Raw genomic sequence first — 18,857 nt, 5'->3', positions numbered from 1 at the left:
CCGGTCCGGGTGAGGGCGGAGTCGATACGGTGGGGGCGTGAGGAATCAGCCGCACGTCCTAGCAATCGTCCTCGCCGGTGGCGAGGGCAAGCGACTCTTCCCGCTCACGGCGGACCGGGCCAAACCCGCGGTGCCGTTCGGGGGGTCCTACCGTCTCATCGACTTCGTACTCAGCAACCTCGTCAACGCGGGGTTCATGCAGATCTGCGTCCTCACCCAGTACAAGTCCCACTCGCTGGACCGCCACATCGCCCAGGTGTGGCACATGCGCGGGATGGGCGGCGAGTACGTCGCACCGGTCCCCGCCCAGCAACGTCTGGGCCCCCGCTGGTACACCGGGTCGGCCGACGCGATCCTGCAGTCGCTCAACCTGGTCTACGACGAGAAGCCGGACCACATCGTCGTGTTCGGCGCGGACCACGTGTACCGGATGGACCCCAGGCAGATGCTGGACCACCACATCTCCACGGGCGCCGCCGTGACCGTCGCGGGGATCCGTGTCCCGCGCAGCGAGGCGTTCGCGTTCGGCTGCATCGACGCCGGCGACGACGACCTGATCCGCGGCTGGGTCGAGAAGCCCTCCGACCCCCCGGGCACGCCGGATGATCCGGACGCGACCTTCGCCTCCATGGGCAACTACATCTTCACCACCGACGCCCTCATCGAGGCGCTCAAGGCGGACGCGGAGAAGCCCGACTCCACCCACGACATGGGCGGCGACATCATCCCGGCCCTCGTCGAGCAGGAGCGGGCCTACGTCTACGACTTCGCCCTGAACAACGTCCCCGGCGAGACCGAGCGTGATGCCGGGTACTGGCGCGACGTGGGCACCATCGACGCGTTCTACGACGCGCACATGGACCTGGTGTCGGTGCACCCCGTGTTCAACCTCTACAACTCCCTGTGGCCCATCCGGACCCAGCAGGACAACCTGCCGCCGGCGAAGTTCGTCAACGGCGGCATGTCCCAAGAATCCATGGTCGGCTCGGGGACGATCGTCTCCGCCGCCACCGTGCGCAACTCGGTGTTGTCGAACAACGTCATCGTCGAGGACGGGGCGGTCGTCGAGGGCAGTGTCCTCATGCCGGGCGTCCGCATCGGTCGCGGGGCCGTGGTCCGCAAGGCGATCGTCGACAAGAACTGCCACATCGGCGACGGGGACCTGATCGGTGTGGATCACGAACGCGACCGCAGCCGGTTCCCGGTCAGCGCGGGCGGCGTGGTGAGCGTCGCCAAGAACACCACCACCTCACTGCAGGGCTGACCTCGCGCCCCGGGGGGTGAACCCTCGGGAGGGGAGGACCGCTCAGAGGGTGACCACGGTCAGGCCGGTCCCCACGGGGAGCACCGTGACGTGCGCGCGCTCGGGGAGCTCCGCGTCCTCGGGCAGCGGGGCGTGCTCGCCCATCAGGACCAGCGCGCCGCCGGCGCGCAACAGCTGGTGGGATCGGGAGATCACGCGCGGCACCGAATGTGCCGGGACGTCCGCGACCACGAGGTCGTAGGCGCCGTCCGCGAGTTTGTCGGCCACCTCGAGCGGCCGGGCGGCGATGTAGCGGGCGGAGGAGGCGGGATGGCCCGCGCCGCGGACGGCCGATCGCGCCGCCTCGAGGTGATGCGGGTCGTCGGTGATGCAGGTGACCACGGCTCCGGAGCCGGGCGCGGCCGCCGCGAGGATCGCCAGAGCGGGGACTCCCGGCGCGGGGGTGATGCACACGGCGGCGCGGGTGCCGTTCAAGCGGGCCACCAGGCGGATCGCGTCCGCGGTCAGGGCGTCCGGCGAGGCGGCCCCGAGTTCCTCGGCCTCGGCCCGTGCGGAGGCGTAGAGCGAGTCGTCGACAAGGGCGGCGCTGCGTTGCGCCATCCCGTCGAGACCGGAGCGATCGGTGGCGGGGACATCAGAGGAATCGGACACCTGAGCAGCGTATCCCCGACCGGGGAGGCAACGGTGACCAACGCGCGGTGATCGGATCGGTATCAGACTCTCAGGGCTGTCTCAGTACGTGTATACCGTGAGGACAGCCCCGTAGGGGAGGGTGGGTACACGTCGCGCCACGAGGGCGCGGCCACCACCGCGCGGGCTCCCACAGGCCCGGGCCGGAAGGCGGCGGCAGCGCATGTACTCACGAACCGTGCACGGGACGGCGATCGCACCGGTCGCCCTCGACGAGGCGGCCGGGACTGCTCGTTTCGACGCCACCGGCGAGGCTACGGACATGCCGTCCTGGTCCGAGCTCGTCGCGCAGCACGGTGACCGTGTCTACCGCCTGGCGTATCGCCTCTGCGGGAACGCCCACGACGCCGAGGACATCACCCAGGAGGCGTTCATCAGGGTGTTCCGCTCGCTGGACCGCTACAAGCCGGGGACCTTCGAGGGCTGGATGCACCGTATCGTCACCAACCTGTTCCTCGATTCCGCACGCCGGCGCGGGCGCATCCGCTTCGAGGCGCTGCCCGAGGACGCCGAAAGGGTGCCCGGTCGAGAACGCAGCCCGGAGCAGGTGATCTCGGAGGAGACGTTCGACCCCGTCCTGCAGACCGCCCTGGCCAACCTGTCTCCGGAGTACCGCGCCGCCGTGGTCCTCAGTGACATCGAGGACCTCAGCTACGAGGAGGTCGGACGCATCCTGGGCGTGAAGATGGGCACCGTCAGGAGCCGGATCCACCGCGGACGGGCCGCGTTGCGTGCGGAACTCGAGGCGGCCGGGGTCACCGGCGCCCACCAGCGCATCGACTGATCCCTCCGGCGATCGGCACAACCCGCGTCCGTACCGGGAACAGCGGGTGGCGGCGCGGGAACCCTGCGGGTACGCCGGACGTTGACCCCTCGACGGGGACTCGGACGAGCCCACGAGATGACCGGAGAAGGGGAGGGGCGTGGACAGACACCTCCACGAACGCGGACCCGGCCCCGAGTTCACGCTGTCGTTCGACTCGGCGCGGAAAGTGGTCGACAGGACCGGCCCGCCCCGCGCCAGGGAGAGCTTCCTGTCCACCGACCACCTCTCCACGGAAGCCGCGGCAGCCTATGTCGACGGTCGGCTACCGCCCTCGGGGCAGTCCCGGGCCGACGCCCACCTGGCCCGGTGTCCGCACTGTCGTCGGGAGGTCGAGGTCCAGCGTGAGGCACGCCGCGCACTGCGCGGATCCGGCCCCATCCAGATGCCCCGCGAACTCCTCGAACGGCTGCGGTCACTCGAGGACGCACCCGATCCGGCCACGCGGACGGGCCCCGATCCGGTGGCCGGGTCCGAGGAGACCCACGGTTGGTCGAGACTGCTTCGCCGGCTGTGGCGACGCGGCAACTAGGGTGGGCCGGGTGGAGGACGACACAGGCGCGGCCGGGCCCGCGGCGCGGGACGGGGAACCGGACCGCCCGCTTCGTGAACCCGCCCCGATCGATCGGCCGGCGGTGGGCGAGGACGATGTCGCACGGTTCGCCCGACCAGACGGGGTCACCGGTGGATTCGACCCGTCCCGTGCCGGTGCCGCCGCGCACCCCGGCCCGCTCCTCGGCGGCGACGCCGATCCGGTCCTCGAGCAGGCCTTCGCCCCGGCCCCGGGAGCCGCTCGGGGTATAGAGCGGCATCCGGCGTGGCAGGACGAGTCCGAGGTTCCACCGCCGCCCGCTCCGGACCCGTGGCGCGACCCCGACGCTCCGGTCGGGTACGGCGCACCCGCAGTGCCCGCCACTGCCGACCACGAGCCGGTCGACCTGTCGGGCGCGGCCGCGGCCCCCGCAGCCAGGCTCTCGCTGTCCGAGGCACTGTTCGAACGTCGGCTGAGCAGTCAGGCCGTGGCCGGCGCGACCGCGGCCGTCGCCGTCGTCGCCCTCGTCGCGGGCGCCATCGGCGCCGTCGTGGCGGACTCCGCGCGCGTCCTCACCACTTCCACCGTCCGGATCGCCGACGCCCCGGAGAACGTCATCCGATCCGACAACCCGATCGGTGAGGTCGCCCAGCGCGTCCAACCCGCCGTCGTCAACATCTCGGTGTCCACGGCGTCGGCCCAGGGGGAGGGCTCCGGCATCGTCATCGACCCACAGGGCTACATCGTGACGAACAACCACGTCGTCACCATGGACGGCGCCGCCGACCGCGCGGACATCGACGTCATCTTCCCCGACGGCTCCAGGGCCTCGGCCGAGATGGTGGGGCGCGACCCCGCCACCGACCTCGCGGTCCTCAAGGTCGACGACGTCCAGAACCTCACCGTCGCCACCCTGGGCGACTCGGACGACGTCCAGGTGGGGGAGCAGGTCATCGCCATCGGCTCGCCCCTCGGACTCGCCCGGACCGTCACCGAGGGCATCGTCTCGGCGACCCGGCGCCCGATCGCCCTCGGGGAGGCCACCTCGGACGGCGACGTGGTGATCGACGCGATCCAGACGGACGCCGCCATCAACCCCGGTAACTCCGGGGGACCGCTCATCGACGGGACCGGAGCGGTCATCGGTATCAACACCTCCATCTTCACCCAGTCCGGGGGTTCCATCGGTCTCGGCTTCGCCATCCCGGTCAACGACGTCCGCGAGATAGCGACGTCGCTCATGACCGACGGGGCGGTCCGCCACGCCACAATGGGCGTCAACGCCCGCAAGGCGGACAACGGGTCGGTGGAGGGCGCCGAGATCGTCAACGTGCGTGAGGGCTCGCCCGCCGAGGAGGGCGGACTCCGGGAAGGGGACGTCGTGACCAGGGTCGGTGACCGGCAGGTGCGTTCCTCCGATGAACTGGTGGTGGCCGTCCGTCGCGCCGGGGCGGGCGTCGACGTCCCGGTCGAGGTCATCCGCGGTGGAACGCGGGTCGAACTGACCGTGCGCCCCGCGCTGGGCTGACCGGGGGCACCGGACAACTCGGGTTCCCACCGGTGAGCCCGGCGACGTATCCTGGCTGCGATGTTCACAAACGTGGGGTGGTCCGAGCTCCTGGTGCTCGGCGTGGTGGCGTTGGTGGTCCTGGGGCCCGAGCGCCTACCCGAGGCCGCCCGTTGGCTGGCCTCGGCGATCCGCAAGGTCCGTGAGTTCGCCAGCAACGCCCAGCAGCAGCTCAGGGACGACTACGGGACCGAGTTCGAGGAGTTCCGGGAGCCCCTCAAGCAGCTCAACGACCTGCGTGGGCTGAGTCCGCGCGCGATGGTCACCAAGCATCTCCTGGACGGTGACGACTCCCTGTTCTCCGGGGACTTCGGAGCCGCTGCGCCGGCGGGCGCTCCCGCGGTCGCCGGCGGGGCGGGTTCCGCGGGAACGGCCTCCGCCGACCCCCGCCGGTCGACGGCGCCGCGGACCGCCGGCACCGCACCCGTCCGGGACACCCCGGCGCCGCCGCCCCCGTCATCGGGACCCGTGTGGGACAGCGACGCCACCTGACCCGCCCTCACGACCGGCCCGGCGCGCGTCCGGCCCGACCCGCGGCGGACAGACGGCACGAACGGCCGGGGGCTGAGCCCCCGGCCGTCGCCGTCCGTCAGAGGTGCCGGGTGGTGTCGATCCCGAGGTTCATCCCCGCCAGGCCCCGGGGGCGCACGGCCAGACCGTCCGCGATCTCGCGGTATGCGCGCCCGGACGGCGAATCCGGCTCGGCGAGGACGATGGGCGTGCCCTCGTCCCCGTGCTCGCGCACGGCCTGCTCCAGGGGGACCTGACCGAGCAACGTGACGGGTGCACCGACCGAGCGGGACAGATTGGCCGCCACCTCGGCACCGCCGCCGGTGCCGAAGACATCCATCCTGGTGCCGTCGGGCAGCTCGAGCCATGACATGTTCTCGATGACACCCGCGATGCGCTGACGGGTCTGCAGCGCGATCGATCCGGCCCGCTCGGCCACCTCTGCGGCAGCCTGCTGGGGCGTGGTGACCACGAGGATCTCCGCGGAGGGGATGAGCTGCGCGATCGAGATCGCCACATCGCCCGTGCCGGGGGGCAGGTCCATCAGCAGGACGTCGAGATCACCCCAGTAGACGTCCGCGAGGAACTGCTGCAACGCCCGGTGGAGCATGGGCCCGCGCCACACAACCGGGGTGTTGCCCTTCGTGAACTGTGCGATCGAGATGACCTTCACGTCGTGCGCGACGGGCGGCAGGATCATCTGCTCCACCTGGGTCGGCCGCGCGTCGGTCCCCAGCATCCGAGGGATCGAGTGGCCGTAGATGTCGGCGTCCAGTACACCCACGGAGAGCCCCCGCGAGGCGAGGGCCGTGGCGAGGTTGACCGTCGCGGTGGACTTGCCGACCCCTCCCTTGCCCGAGGCGACCGCGTAGACGCGGGTCAGGTTGCCGGGCTGGGCGAACGGGATGACGGGCTCCGCGGCATCCCCGCGCAGATGCTTGCGCAGTTCGGTGCGCTGCTCGTCGCTCATCACGTCGAGCTCGACAGCGATCTCGCCGACGCCCGGGACGTCGGCCACCGCCGTGCGGACGCGGTCGGTGATGGTGTCCCGCATCGGACAGGTGGCGACGGTCAGGTAGATGCCGATGTCGACCCGGCCGGTGGCGGGGTCCACCTCGACACCCTTGACCATGCCGAGCTCCGTGAGCGGCTTCCGGATCTCCGGGTCGTCGACCTTCGCCAGGGCGGCCCGGATCAGTTCTTCGCTGGGTGCACTCATGATGCCCCGAGTCTAGGCGTCACGGCACCGGGTGACGATTCAGGCAGGCGGCGGCACGCAGAACGGAGGTATGCAGGGCAACTCGATCACGGGCAAACCCGGTAGCGCCGGAGCCGGGGGCGCCACCGCCGGAGGCGCCGGGCGTTCGGGCGACGGCGTCGGAGTCGGCGTCGCCGACGGCGAAGGCGAGGCGCTGGGCGCGGGCGGGGCCGGAGTCGTCGGGGACTCGACCTCCGTGCAACCGGGCACCGGGGCCTCGGGCTCACCCGGAGCAACGGGCTCGGGTGCCTCGGTGGGCTCGCCCTCCCACCCCTCGGGGCATCGTTCGGGCGGCTCCGGGGGTTCGATGGTGGGTTCGGGCTGGTGGATCTCCGGCAGGTCCGACGGCAGCGGGACGGCGTTGACCGCATAGCCGTGGGCCCAGGCGTTCACGTTGGCGACATAGGCCAGCGAGTTGTTGTAGGCCAGGACCGCCCGGGTGCGGGCGGCGGGATCGGCCATCGATCCCCCCTGCCCACACAGCAGGGACGCCGCCGACAGCGCGCCGTCGTAGATGTTGTTCGGATCGGCCACCCCGTCGTCGTTGGCGTCGCGACCGAGACCGGCCCAGGTCGAGGGGATGAACTGCACGGGGCCCACCGCGCGGTCGAACTCCGCATCGCCGTCGAACCGGCCCCCGTCCGTGTCGGTGATGACGGCGGTTCCCGGAAGGCTCCCATCGAGGCGGGGGCCCAGGATGCGGCCGATGGTGTTGCCGTGGACGTCGAACCGACCACGTCCCTGGTTGGACTCGACCTGGCCGATACCGGCCAGGAGAGTCCAGTCCATCTCGCAGGCGGGCTTCTCCGCATTGAGGCGGTCCGCGGCGCGGTGATAGGCGTCGAGGGCGATGCCGGGGATGCCCAGCGGCCCGTCCGGGATGGTCGCCGGCTCGATGTGGGCGGCGCCGGGGTCCTCCGGGGCGGCCGGTTCCTCCTCCGGGGACGGCTCTATGGTGCGGGAGGTGGCGGGAGCCTCGGTGACCGTCGGCGTGCTGGGCGCGTACTCGGCCAGCGGAGTGATGTCCGGCGGCGCGGGGCGACTGGTGTCCATGTTCAGTCCCACGGCCGACAGCACAGCGATCGCGCTGGCGGTAACGGCGGCACTGGTCAGAACCCGGCGATCGGCGTTGTGCGCAAAAAGGCGCAAGACTTCCCCCTACGACTTCCCGGTCGGCCCAGCGAACGTGCTGCGCCCCACGACGTTCCGTCCCGGCCGAGGCTACCCCCGGCCCTTGACGTCTGAATCGGTTTTGTTGTGATCGGCGTTACACGTCCCGGGTTCGAGGCCGGAGAGGAGGGTCTCGATCCGCTCGACGGAATCACGGAGGTCGTCGAGCTCCCGCCGGAGGTAGTCGCGGGTGACCGTCTCACCGACGGAGAGCCGGACCGAGGCGAGTTCCCGGGCGAGGAACTCGGTGTCCGCCTTGGTCTGCGTGGCGCGGAGGCGATCCTCCCTGACGGACTCCTTGTCGCGGTCCTCCTGCCGGTTCTGTGCGAGCAGGATCAGCGGAGCGGCGTAGGCGGCCTGCGTCGAGAACGCGAGGTTGAGCAGGATGAAGGGATACGGGTCGAAGCGCAGGGCGACCACCGCGACGTTGATGATGATCCAGACGATCACGATGATCGTCTGGATCAGCAGATATGTGCCGGTCCCGAAGAACCGCGCGACGGACTCGCTGTAGCGGCCGACCGCGTCTGCGTCGAAGCTGATCCTCGGTCTGCGCGAGGTCACCGGCATCGAGAGCGAGGACCGCACGGTGGGCTCGCTCATCGGGTCGCCTCCCTGTCGTCGTGCAGGTCCATGTCCCGCCAGTCGTCCGGGAGCACATGGTCCAGCAGATCGTCGACCGCCACCGCGCCGAGCAGGTGTCCCTCGTCGTCGACCACCGGCCCGCACACGAGATTGTAGGTGGCGAAGAACCTGGTCACGGCGTCCGTCGAGTCGGACGGGCGCAGCGTGGACAGGCTGGTGTCGACGGTCTCGGCCACCATCATCGACGGCAGCTCCCGCAACAGCGCCTGGATGTGGACGCATCCGAGGTACTTGCCCGTCGGTGTCGCGGTGGGGGGCCTCACGACGAAGACGAGGCTGGCCAGGGCCGGGCTGAGGTCGGGGTTGCGGCAGTGGGCGAGGGCCTCGGCCACCGTCGTCTGCGGAGACAGGATGATCGGCTCGGGGGTCATGAGCCCGCCCGCGGTGTCCGCGTCGAACGTGAGCAGACGCCGGACGGGAGCCGAGTCCTCGGGGTTCATGCGTTCCAGGAATGACTCGGCGTCCTGCTCCGGCAACTCACCGAGCAGATCGGCCACGTCGTCGGGGTCCATCGCCTCGAGCACGTCCGCCGCCCGCTCCAGCTCGAGCCGGGTGACGATCTCGGTCTGCTCGTCGTGGGGCAGCTCCTGGAGGATGTCGGCCAATCGCTCGTCGTCCAGTGTCCTGGCGACCTCCAGCCGACGGACCTCCGGCAGTTCCCGCAGGGCGTTCGCGACGTCGGCCGGGCGCATGTCGGCATAGTGCTCGACCAGGCTCTCGGCACTGTGTTCCGGGGTGCCGATCGCGTCGTCGTCGAGGCCCCGGATTCGGCTCCACGGGTGGATCGACACCTCGCCGCGGCGGCCGAGCGAGGCGCGCCCGCGTCGTGCGCGTACGGCGAGTCGGGAGACGAGCCAGTCCCTCGAACGCTGACGCTCGATCTCCACGTCGACCACCTGGTAACGGATGTCCTTCTGGTCGCCGCCCGACTTCTCCGAACCGACCTGGTCCCGCTCGACTCCGATCACGGAGTCGACCAACGCTCCCAGCACGAGGTTCTCCCCGGGTCGGGACTGGAACCGGTGCAGATTGATGGTTCCCGAGACCAGGGAGACGGACCGGGGGTCGATCGAGGCGACCCTGAGCATCGGCACGAATATCCTGCGACGCGTGGGCAGCTCGACCACGAGTCCGATCACCCGGGGGGGCTTGTGCCGCGACCGCATCGTCACCACGACGTCCCGGATCCGTCCGATGTCGTCCCCGTCAGGGCCGATCACCGGGAGTCCGGCTAGCCTGGCGACGAAGGCCTTGTTGAGGTTCGCCATGTCGACCAGGCTAGTCACCCACGGGCGGCGCCCGCCCGCCATACCGGACGTAAGGGAGTGCCACTCACGATGACCGCAGCCCCCCACGCGACACCCGCGCCATCGGAGGACGCCGCCGCGGCGCTCTCCGAACTCCGTGCCCGTCCCCGGCGCACGGTACTGGCCGTGCCCGGCAGCAGTGTCAAGATGATCGACAAGGCCAGGGGACTGCCGGTGGACGAGGTCTTCCTGGATCTCGAGGACGCGGTGGCGGGTCCCGCCAAGGAGGAGGCCCGCCAGAACGTGGTGGCCGCCCTGAACGGCGGGGACTTCGCCGCGCCCACGGTCGTGGTGCGCGTCAACGCGTGGGACACCGAGTACACGGTGCGGGACGTCACCGAGATAGTCGGTCGCGCGGGTGCCCGCGTCGACGCACTGTTGCTGCCGAAGGCGCGCTCCGCGGCGGAGGTCGTCGCCCTCGACCTGGTGCTGACCCAGGTCGAGAAGGCGGCGGGACTACCGGTCGGGCACATCGGCATCGAACCCCAGATCGAGGACGCCCTGGGGTTGACCAATATCGATCAGATCGCCACGGCCAGTCCCCGTGTCCTGACGCTGGTGTTCGGTCCGGCCGATTTCATGGCCTCCGTCGGGATGCGCACCCTCACGGTCGGGGAGCAACCGGAGGGTTACGCCCCGGGTGACGCCTACCACCACGTACTCATGACCATCCTCGTCGCCGCCCGCGCCCACGGCCTCCAGGCGATCGACGGGCCCTTCCTCAAGGTGCGGGACGTGGAGGGGTTCCGCCGGGCGGCCGCCCGCACCGCAGCACTCGGCTTCGACGGCAAGTGGGTGTTGCACCCGGCGCAGGTCGACGCGGGCAACGAGGTGTTCAGCCCCCGCCAGGAGGAGTTCGACCAGGCCGAGGCCATCCTCGAGGCCTACGCGCGGTCGACGTCCGTCGAGGGAGGTGCTCGCGGTGCGGTGATGTTCGGCGACGAGATGCTCGACGAGGCCAGTCGTAAGATGGCGCTGGTCGTGTCCGCGCGGGGTCGTGCGGGCGGGATGACCGTGACGGATCAGGCCGGTGCAGGAACGGACCCGGAAGGACGGACATCATGAGCTCTCCCGTGAATCCGGCAGGCGGTAGGACCCGGGGTGGACAGACCCCGGGCCTGCCCACGCCGCCGACCGGTTGGGTGGTCGGGTCGTACCCCACCTACGCGCAGGCCCAGGCCGCGGTCGACCATCTCGCGGACGAGGAGTTCCCCGTCCACGAGGTCACGATCGTGGGAGTGGACCTGATGCAGGTCGAGCGGGTGACCGGCCGGCTCACATGGCCCAAGGTCCTGCTCGGTGGCCTGGCCACCGGCGCCTGGCTCGGGCTGTTCATCGGCCTGTTGCTCGGCATCTTCACGCAGCCCATGTGGGGAGTCGTCCTGACGGGCCTGGTGGGCGGGTCGGTGTTCGGTGTCGTCTCGGCCTCGCTGTCCTACGCGGCCACCCGCGGCAAGCGTGACTTCGCGTCCACCTCGCAGCTCGTCGCGGGACGGTACGACGTCCTGTGCGAGCCCGCCAACGCGGAACGGGTGCGCGACGAGCTCGCCCGCCTCGGGCTGAAGTAGTGCTGCCCGGCGGTCCGACGAGCTCCTCGGACGTGCTCTCCGCGGTGCGGGCGCATCTGATCGAGCACCACGGCCCGGAGCCCCAGGAGGCGTCGGTGACGTTCCTCGGCGCGTCACCGATCAGGATCCTGCGGTTCGTGGACATCGAGTCCGGCGTGGTGCGGTATGTCTCGCTGGGGTGCTCAGCCGAACCGATGGGGGACCCCTCGGCCCTCGTTCCCGACCCCACCGCGCCGCGGGCGGAGCTGAGTCTGATCCTGCGTGGCGGGGTGGACGGTCTGGTCCGCGCGCTGGCGGTGCTCGCGGCCGCACCCGCGGTGGAGGGCCTCGTCCTGTCGGAGGGAGCACTGATCGACCTGGGCGAGCCGCTCTGGCCGGGCGCGTCGTTCACGGGGGTCGTCCTGCGGGCTCCGGAGATCCCGGACGTGCCGTTGCCCGGTGACGCCTCTCCGGTCACCGTGTTCCGGGCCGTTCCGGTCACCCACACGGAGGCGGCGTGGGTACGGATGAAGGGCGCGGCGGAACTGGAGGAGGCGTGGGCGGAGGCAGGCATCGATGTCACCGATCCCGGGCGCTCGGCGGTCAACCCCGGGCTGAACCGCTGATCACAACCAGCGGTTCCGGCGAAACAGCAGGAAGAGCCCGGCGCACATCGCCACCATGATCCCCAGCACCACGAAGTACCCGTATCGCGCCTCGAGCTCCGGCATGTGGCGGAAATTCATGCCGTAGACGCCCGCGATCATCGTCGGTACGGCCGCGATGGCGACCCAGGCGGAGATCTTGCGCATGTCGGTGTTCTGTTGGACCCCGACTATCGCCGCCGCCGCGCTGACGAGCGAGGTACTCTGCTCGTCCAGGGTCGCGACCACCGCTGCCGCCTGTGCGTGGTGGTCCTGGACGTCGCGGAAGTAGTGGCGGGCCTCGGCAGGGACGAGGTCGAGATGATCGACCGACAGGCGTCGCAGGGGCGTGGTCAACGGCCCGATGACGTGTTTCAGTTCGAGTAGCTCCCGCTTGAGGACGTAGATCTGTTCGATGTCCACCCGGGTGCGCGGCGTGAAGAGCGCCGACTCGAGTTCGTCGATGTCCGCGGCCATCCCCTCAGCGGCCTCGATGTAGCTGTCGACGACACGGTCCGCCACGGCGTGCATCACCGCCGCCGGCCCGATCGCGAACCGTTCCGGCGAGTACCCGGGCGCGCCGACGAGGTCCGTGGGGGTGATCTGGTCCCCGTGACGGACGGTCACCACGAAGTCCCGGCCCAGGACCACCATCAGCTCGCCGGTGGACACGATGTCGCTGACCTGCGTGACCGTCTCGTGGGCCAGGTACCGCACGGTCGACATGTTGAGCACGAGAGCGTCGTCGTAGGCCTCCAACTTGGGACGCTGCCGGCCACTGGTCGCGTCCTCGGTGATGAGCTCGTGCAGCCCCAGGTCCCGGGACAGCGCCTCCATCTGGTCGTGCCCCGGGGCGTCGAGGCTGATCCAGACGAAGCCTCGACCGCTGTCGCGCACGCGGCGGATCGCCTCCCGGTGCGGGACCCGGCCGCGTTCACCGACACCGTCGATGTAGACGACGCAGTCCACGGTCGCGTGGTGCGCCGACCCGGCCGGGCCTCGTGGCGTGGCATCTGCTCGGATTGTCGACGGCCGTCGTGGTGGGATCGCGGGCACCCGGTCCCCTTTCCTCGTCTCGCCTGACAATATCCGCCGTGCGGGCCCTCGGAGTGACGACCGGCGGGCGTGGCTGGGAGACTGTCCCTCGAGGTGATCCGCGCCGACCGGCGCGGCCGGGGTGAGGAAGGGCGTGGTCGGATGCTGCGGACGGGGGATCGGGCGGGGCGGTGCGCGATGGTGCTCGCGGGGGTTGGCGCGATGGCACTGTCCGGCTGCCAGGCGCAGTCGTCGATCGTTCCCGCGCACCGGGACGATCCGGTGGTGGTCGTCGAGACCGCATCCTTCGGCGAGGTCGAGATCGTCGGTCATATCTACGGCAACGCCCTGGTGCGGTCGGGGTCGCGGGTGACCGCCCGCCCGCAGGCCGGGACCCAGGACGAGGTCGTGGAATCCGTGGTGACCGGGGAGGCGACGTTCACGATCGGGTTCACCGGTGAGTTGCTCCGGACCTTCGACGAGAACTCCACCGAGGTCGAGGCCGATGAGGTGTACACCGCCATGATGGCCGCCCTCCCGGAGGGCGTGACCGCGGCGGATCCTGCGCCCGCCGAGGACGCCCCCGTGTACGCGGTCACCCGGCACATCTCGGAATCGCGAGGCCTGCGGACGATGTCCGACCTGGCCGGGAGGTGCGGTGAGTTCACCCTCGGCGCACGCGAGGAGGCGCTCGCGGATCGGGAGCTCGCCACATCCGTCGGTACCACCTACGACTGCGGTTTCGGCCGTCGCGTGGCGCTGGGGCCCAACCCCCGCGCGGTGTTCGACGCCCTGCGGGAGGGGGAGATCGGGGTGGGTCTGGTCCAGTCGGCCGACCCCGTCCTCCATCCGGAGGACATCGTCGCGTTGGACGACGACGAGGACGCCGTCCTCGCCCAGCACCTCGTGCCCGTGTTCCGCAAGGGCTCGCTCTCGGAGGATCAGCTCGCCCTGGTGAACCGCATCAGCGGGGAGCTGACCACCGAGGATGTCCGCGAGCTCCTGCTGGGGGTCGAATTCGGTTCCGCGACCCCCGTCGCGTTGGCGAACTACTGGTTGGACGAGCACGGTTACTGACCTCCGCGAGGGGTGGAACACGAGGAAGGGCCCGACCTGGTGGTCGGGCCCTTCCTCCTACGCGGTCACTCGAGGTCCGCAGTCCTCCGATTCGGCGGTCACTCGAACGCCTGGTCCACCAGCGCCTTCTGCTCGACGGCGTGGACCTTGCTCAGACCCGTCGAGGTCGCGGCCATCGGGCGACGCGAGACCCGCTTGAGGGGCGGGAAGTCCTCGATGCGCTCGGGCAGCTCCAGGGCGAGGAAGCTCCACGCTCCCTGGTTCGCCGGCTCCTCCTGCACCCACCGGACCTCGGTGAGGTTCGGGTAGTGGTCCAACGCCTCGCGCAGGCGGCGGTGCGGCACCGGGTGGATCTGTTCGACCCGGACGATCGCGATGTCGTCGCGGCCCTCCTTCTCCTGGCGGGCGGCGAGCTCGTAGTAGAGCTTGCCGGACACCAGCAGCATGGTCTTGACCTTGCCCGGGTCCTTCGAACCGTCGGCGAACGTCGGGTCGTCGAGAACCGAACGGAACTTGCCGTTGGTGAAGTCCGAGATCGCGCTGACGGCCTTCTTGTTCCGCAGCATCGACTTCGGCGTGAAGACCACCTGCGGCCGCTTGATGCCGTCGGTGGCATGACGACGCATGAGGTGGAAGTAGTTCGCCGGGGTCGACGGCTGCGCGACGGTCATCGAGCCCTCGGCACACAGCTGGAGGAACCGCTCGATGCGGCCGGACGTGTGGTCCGGGCCCATCCCCTCGTGCCCGTGCGGCAGGAGAAGGGTGACGGAGGACTTCTGACCCCACTTGGCCTCGCCGGAGGAGATGTACTCGTCGATGATGGTCTGCGCGCCGTTGACGAAGTCACCGAACTGCGCCTCCCACAGCACGAGGGCCTCCGGGTCCCCGACCGAGTAGCCGTACTCGAATCCGACGCCCGCGTACTCGGTGAGTGCGGAGTTCCACACCTCGAAGCGGCCCTCGGCGTCCTCGAGGTTCTGCAGGGGCGAGTAGGGCTCCGACGTGGTCTTGTCGACCACCACGGCGTGGCGTTGCGTGAAGGTTCCGCGTTGCGAGTCCTGACCTGCGAGACGCACGGTCCGGCCCTCCAGGACGAGGGAACCGATCGCCAGCAGCTCGGCGAACGCCCAGTCGATGTTGCCGTTGTAGGCCATCTTCTGGCGCGCCTCGTAGACCGGCTTCACCCGCGAGTGGATGTGGAAGTCCGCGGGCAGGTTGCCGAAGGCGTCGCCGATGGCGTGGATGACCGACTCGTCCACCGCCGTCACCAGGCGCTTGGGCAGCGGCTGGTTGGGCAGGATCGACTCGGATGCCTTCACCGGGTGCTTCTCGAGCTCGCGGACCTCGTTGAAGACCCGCTCGAGCTGCCCCTGGAAGTCGCGGAGAGCGTTCTCCGCCTCCTTCTCGGTGATGTCGCCGCGACCGACCAGATCCTCGGTGTAGGACTGGCGGACGCTCTTCTTGTCGTCGATGACCTCGTACATCCGCGGTTGCGTCATCGACGGGTCGTCGGCCTCGTTGTGACCGCGGCGGCGGTAGCAGACGAGGTCGATCACGACGTCCTTCTTGAACTGCTGGCGGAAGTCCATCGCCAGCCGGGCGACCCGCACGCATGCCTCGGGATCGTCACCGTTCACGTGGAAGATCGGCGAGCCGATCATCTTGGCGACGTCCGTGGAGTACTGGCTGGAGCGCCCGGCCTCGGGCGCCGTGGTGAACCCGATCTGGTTGTTGACGACGATGTGGATCGTGCCGCCGGTGCGGTAACCGTCGATCTGAGAGAGGTTCAGGGTCTCCGCGACCACTCCCTGTCCGGCGAATGCCGCGTCACCGTGCAGCATGAGCGGCACGACCGGGTACTCGGAGCGCCATTCCGGATCCTCGATGAGGTCCTGCTTGGCGCGGACGATTCCCTCCAGGACCGGATCGACGGCCTCGAGGTGCGACGGGTTGGCGGTGAGCGACACCTTGATCTCGTTCTCGCCGAACATCTGGTACTGGATGCCCTCGGCCCCGAGGTGGTACTTGACGTCACCCGACCCGTGCGCGGCGGAGGGGTCCATGTTGCCCTCGAACTCGGTGAAGATCTGCCGGTAGGGCTTGCCCACGATGTTGGCGAGCACGTTGAGCCGCCCGCGGTGGGGCATGCCGATCACGACCTCGTCGAGGCCGAACTCGGCGGCCTCGTCGATCACCGCGTCCATCATCGGGATGACGGACTCGGCGCCCTCGAGGGAGAAGCGCTTCTGGCCGACATACTTGGTCTGCAGGAACGTCTCGAAGGCCTCCGCGGCGTTCACCTTGGACAGGATGTACTTCTGCTCGGCGACGGTCGGCTTGTCGTCGACCCCCTCGAGGCGCTCCTGGATCCACTGGCGCTGCTCGTTCTCGAGGATGTGGGTGTACTCGATACCGATCTTGCGGCAGTAGGCCGCACGCAACGCGGACAGTACGTCCCGCAACCGCATCTTGTCCTTGCCGACGAAACCGCCGACGGAGAACTTGCGGTCGAGGTCCCACAGGGTGAGCTCGTGGGAGTTGACGTCGAGGTCCGGGTGGAACGTGCGACGCCGCTTGGCGTGCTTCCCGTCGAGCGGGTCGATGTCGGCCATGAGGTGGCCGCGGTCGCGGTAGGCGGCGATCAGCTCGAGGACGCGTGCGTCCTTGTCCACCCGCGGGTCGGTGATGTCCTGACGCCACCGGACCGGCTCGTAGGGGATGCCGAGGACGTCGAAGATCTCGTCGTAGAACTCGTCCGCGATCAGCAGACGGTGGATCTCACGCAGGAACTCGCCGGATTCGGCGCCCTGGATGATCCGGTGATCGTACGTGGAGGTGAGGGTGGTGATCTTGCCGATGGCGTTGTTGGCCAACTGCTCGTCACTCGCGCCCTGGAACTCGGCGGGGTACTCCATCGCGCCCACGCCGAGAATGGCGCCCTGGCCCACGGTGAGGCGCGGGACCGAGTGCACCGTGCCGATTCCGCCGGGGTTCGTCAGCGAGATCGTGACGCCGGAGAAGTCGTCCATCGTCAGCTTGCCCTCGCGGGCGCGGGCGACGATGTCCTCATAGGCGTCGAGGAATCCGCGGAAGTCGAGCTTCTCGCAGTTGCGGATCGCGGCCACGACCAGGGACCGGCCGGCCTTGGTCTTCATGTCGATCGCCAGACCGAGGTTGATCCCGTTCGGGGTGACGACGTTCGGCTTGCCGTCGACCTCCTCGTAGTGGTTGTTCAGGTTCGGGTAGGCCTTGACGGCCTGGACCATGGCGTACCCGATGAGGTGGGTGAACGAGATCTTCCCGCCGTGGGTGCGCTTGAGGTGGTTGTTGATGACCACCCGGTTGTCGACCATCAGTTTCGCCGGGACCGCGCGGACCGAGGTCGCGGTGGGGAGGGACAGCGACGCGTTCATGTTCTTGACGATCGCGTTGGCCGCGCCCCGGATGACCTTGCTCTCCTGCTCCGCGGGGGGCTCGTACTCGGGGCGTGACGGCTTCTTCGTCGCCGCGGTGTCGGACTTCTTCCGAGTCTCCGACTTGTGCTCCGGGGCGGGCACCCCCTCCCCGCGGGCCTTGCGCTTGGGCGAGGCGTCGGCAGCGGGCTTCGCCGCGATGTCCTTGGCGGACGCCTCGGGGGTGGAATCGTCGACGGTGATCTCGGACGGTTTCTTGTCTGATGTGACCGATTCCCCACTGCTCCCACCTCCCGATCGGGGCCGACTGCTCTTGCCGGATTTTCCGCCCGAGCTGCCGGGGGAGGTGCCGTTGGTCGAGTCACCACCGGAGGAGGAGGCGGCCTCCGGGTTGGCGTCGAAGAACTCGTGCCAGGACTTGTCCACGGAGGACGGGTCCTTGGCGAACCGCTCGTACATCTCGTCTACGAGCCACTGGTTCTGTCCGAACTGTGAGACGTTGTTGCTCACGATCTCTTGGTGCCTCTCTGGTTCTGTGGTGGGTTTCACACGTCAATAGATCCAGGCTAGACCTTCTGCCCGTGCCGGGCTCTCCGATCTCACCTGACAGGGGGATGCCCCCGGCCCGTCACGGCCGGTTCACGTGGCGGGCCACGAGTCCGGTGGCGTGCCGAACGCGGCATCAGCGGTCTCCACGACCGTCCGCCCCAGCTTCCGGTTGCCCCATCCACCCACAGCGGCGCCGAGCCCCGCGGGTGCCAGTTTGCCCACGGCGAGCCCTGCCCGCTTCACGGCGAACTTCCTGACGAAGCGGGTCATCATCCGACGGTTGATCTCCTTCAGCCCGGGTACCCGGAGTGCACGGCCGGCCAACGAGCCGCCCGTGGCCGCCCCTCCCGACGAGCTGACCGCGTTGGCCAGGATGGCGGTGCCGGACGCACCCAACATGACTGTCATGACCAGCAGTTCCTCGTGCTCGTCGTGGCGGACGTCCACGCCGTGGACCTCGGCCACGGCGAGCGTGTAGAACGCGGCGGCCTCGAGGAACACCAGCGACTCCGCGCCGATCGCGCCGAAGGCGACGATGGTTCCGAGACCCGGCACCGCGGCCGTGGCACCCACGGCCGCACCGGACGCGGTGACGGTGTTCAGGAACCGCGCGTCGAGACGCTCGCGGATCCGGGCCGGGCTCTCGTCCGGGTGATGGGCCCGGAGTGTGCGTACGTAGGCGCGGGCGGCACCGGTCTGGCTCCGGATCGCCCGGCGCAGGGCGGCAGTGATCACCCCCGCGGCCGGGCCGGAGACGTCGGATTCAGCGGGCACTCGATCGGGCACTGGGCACTCCTGGAGGTCAAGGCGGCGCGGGGGCGGGCCG

At 69.9% G+C, this 18,857-nt stretch carries 17 protein-coding genes; 9 read left to right on the top strand and 8 right to left on the bottom strand.

Annotated features, from left to right (window positions below):
• The first annotated feature begins 37 nt into the window (after positions 1–37).
• Positions 38–1,264, top strand: a complete 1,227-nt coding sequence (glgC, locus tag NR111_RS02075; RefSeq protein WP_067718424.1) for a glucose-1-phosphate adenylyltransferase — start codon at positions 38–40, stop codon at positions 1,262–1,264.
• Positions 1,265–1,306: 42 nt separating this feature from the next.
• Here glgC and NR111_RS02070 read toward each other — a convergent pair whose 3' ends face one another.
• Positions 1,307–1,915, bottom strand: a complete 609-nt coding sequence (locus NR111_RS02070) for a hypothetical protein (RefSeq protein WP_067718421.1) — start codon at positions 1,913–1,915, stop codon at positions 1,307–1,309.
• A 202-nt stretch (positions 1,916–2,117) separates the two neighbouring features.
• Here NR111_RS02070 and sigE point away from each other — a divergent pair, with 202 nt between their 5' ends.
• From sigE to tatB, 4 genes are all read left to right on the top strand, one after another.
• Positions 2,118–2,738: an RNA polymerase sigma factor SigE gene (gene sigE / locus NR111_RS02065; protein WP_067718417.1), complete on the top strand. Its 621-nt coding sequence runs from the start codon at positions 2,118–2,120 to the stop codon at positions 2,736–2,738.
• Positions 2,739–2,877: 139 nt separating this feature from the next.
• The gene (locus tag NR111_RS02060) at positions 2,878–3,309 is read left to right on the top strand and encodes an anti-sigma factor (protein WP_067718415.1); all 432 of its coding nucleotides are present in this window, start codon (positions 2,878–2,880) and stop codon (positions 3,307–3,309) included.
• A gap of 10 nt (positions 3,310–3,319) precedes the next feature.
• Positions 3,320–4,837: a S1C family serine protease gene (locus tag NR111_RS02055; protein ID WP_082924032.1), complete on the top strand. Its 1,518-nt coding sequence runs from the start codon at positions 3,320–3,322 to the stop codon at positions 4,835–4,837.
• Positions 4,838–4,897: 60 nt separating this feature from the next.
• Positions 4,898–5,368 (top strand): Sec-independent protein translocase protein TatB, encoded by a 471-nt coding sequence (tatB, locus tag NR111_RS02050; RefSeq protein ID WP_067718409.1) that lies wholly within the window; start codon positions 4,898–4,900, stop codon positions 5,366–5,368.
• Positions 5,369–5,465: 97 nt separating this feature from the next.
• Here tatB and NR111_RS02045 read toward each other — a convergent pair whose 3' ends face one another.
• The 4 genes from NR111_RS02045 to NR111_RS02030 form a co-directional block, all read right to left on the bottom strand.
• On the bottom strand, positions 5,466–6,605 hold the full coding sequence (locus NR111_RS02045; protein ID WP_067718407.1) for an Mrp/NBP35 family ATP-binding protein: 1,140 nt from the start codon (positions 6,603–6,605) through the stop codon (positions 5,466–5,468).
• Positions 6,606–6,644: 39 nt separating this feature from the next.
• Positions 6,645–7,697 carry a lytic transglycosylase domain-containing protein gene (locus tag NR111_RS02040; protein WP_253702167.1) on the bottom strand — a complete coding sequence of 351 codons (1,053 nt, stop codon included), beginning with the start codon at positions 7,695–7,697 and terminating at the stop codon, positions 6,645–6,647.
• Between the two features lie 168 nt (positions 7,698–7,865).
• Positions 7,866–8,417, bottom strand: coding sequence for a DUF1003 domain-containing protein (locus tag NR111_RS02035; RefSeq protein WP_067718401.1), 552 nt, complete (start codon positions 8,415–8,417; stop codon positions 7,866–7,868).
• Positions 8,414–9,727 (bottom strand): magnesium transporter MgtE N-terminal domain-containing protein, encoded by a 1,314-nt coding sequence (locus NR111_RS02030; RefSeq protein WP_067718399.1) that lies wholly within the window; start codon positions 9,725–9,727, stop codon positions 8,414–8,416. Before NR111_RS02030 ends, NR111_RS02035 begins: the two co-directional genes overlap by 4 nt.
• Positions 9,728–9,796: 69 nt before the next feature.
• On the opposite strand from NR111_RS02030, the gene NR111_RS02025 reads away from it, so the two are divergent.
• The 3 genes from NR111_RS02025 to NR111_RS02015 are packed head-to-tail and all read left to right on the top strand — an operon-like array spanning position 9,797 to position 11,939.
• Complete coding sequence (locus tag NR111_RS02025) at positions 9,797–10,831, top strand: CoA ester lyase (RefSeq protein WP_082924019.1); 1,035 nt, start codon at positions 9,797–9,799, stop codon at positions 10,829–10,831.
• Entirely contained in the window at positions 10,828–11,334 is a 507-nt protein-coding gene (locus NR111_RS02020) for a general stress protein (RefSeq protein WP_167457806.1), read from the top strand. The genes NR111_RS02025 and NR111_RS02020 overlap by 4 nt, the downstream gene beginning before the upstream one ends.
• A gap of 32 nt (positions 11,335–11,366) precedes the next feature.
• On the top strand, positions 11,367–11,939 hold the full coding sequence (locus NR111_RS02015) for a suppressor of fused domain protein (protein ID WP_067718596.1): 573 nt from the start codon (positions 11,367–11,369) through the stop codon (positions 11,937–11,939).
• Here the strand turns inward: NR111_RS02015 and NR111_RS02010 are convergent, their stop codons facing one another.
• Positions 11,940–13,013, bottom strand: a complete 1,074-nt coding sequence (locus tag NR111_RS02010; RefSeq protein ID WP_067718396.1) for a magnesium and cobalt transport protein CorA — start codon at positions 13,011–13,013, stop codon at positions 11,940–11,942.
• Between the two features lie 69 nt (positions 13,014–13,082).
• Here NR111_RS02010 and NR111_RS02005 point away from each other — a divergent pair, with 69 nt between their 5' ends.
• A complete protein-coding gene (locus NR111_RS02005; protein ID WP_256819704.1) occupies positions 13,083–14,069 on the top strand; it encodes a glycine betaine ABC transporter substrate-binding protein in 987 nt (328 codons plus the stop codon).
• A 98-nt stretch (positions 14,070–14,167) separates the two neighbouring features.
• Here the strand turns inward: NR111_RS02005 and NR111_RS02000 are convergent, their stop codons facing one another.
• A complete protein-coding gene (locus NR111_RS02000) occupies positions 14,168–17,992 on the bottom strand; it encodes a multifunctional oxoglutarate decarboxylase/oxoglutarate dehydrogenase thiamine pyrophosphate-binding subunit/dihydrolipoyllysine-residue succinyltransferase subunit (RefSeq protein ID WP_172812176.1) in 3,825 nt (1,274 codons plus the stop codon).
• Between the two features lie 129 nt (positions 17,993–18,121).
• Positions 18,122–18,817: a hypothetical protein gene (locus NR111_RS01995; protein WP_067718393.1), complete on the bottom strand. Its 696-nt coding sequence runs from the start codon at positions 18,815–18,817 to the stop codon at positions 18,122–18,124.
• Between the last annotated feature and the right edge of the window lie 40 nt (positions 18,818–18,857).

Source organism: Dietzia sp. Die43 (assembly GCF_024519835.1).
Taxonomy (GTDB): Bacteria; Actinomycetota; Actinomycetes; order Mycobacteriales; family Mycobacteriaceae; genus Dietzia; species Dietzia kunjamensis.
This window is presented reverse-complemented; position numbering and strand designations above follow the sequence as displayed.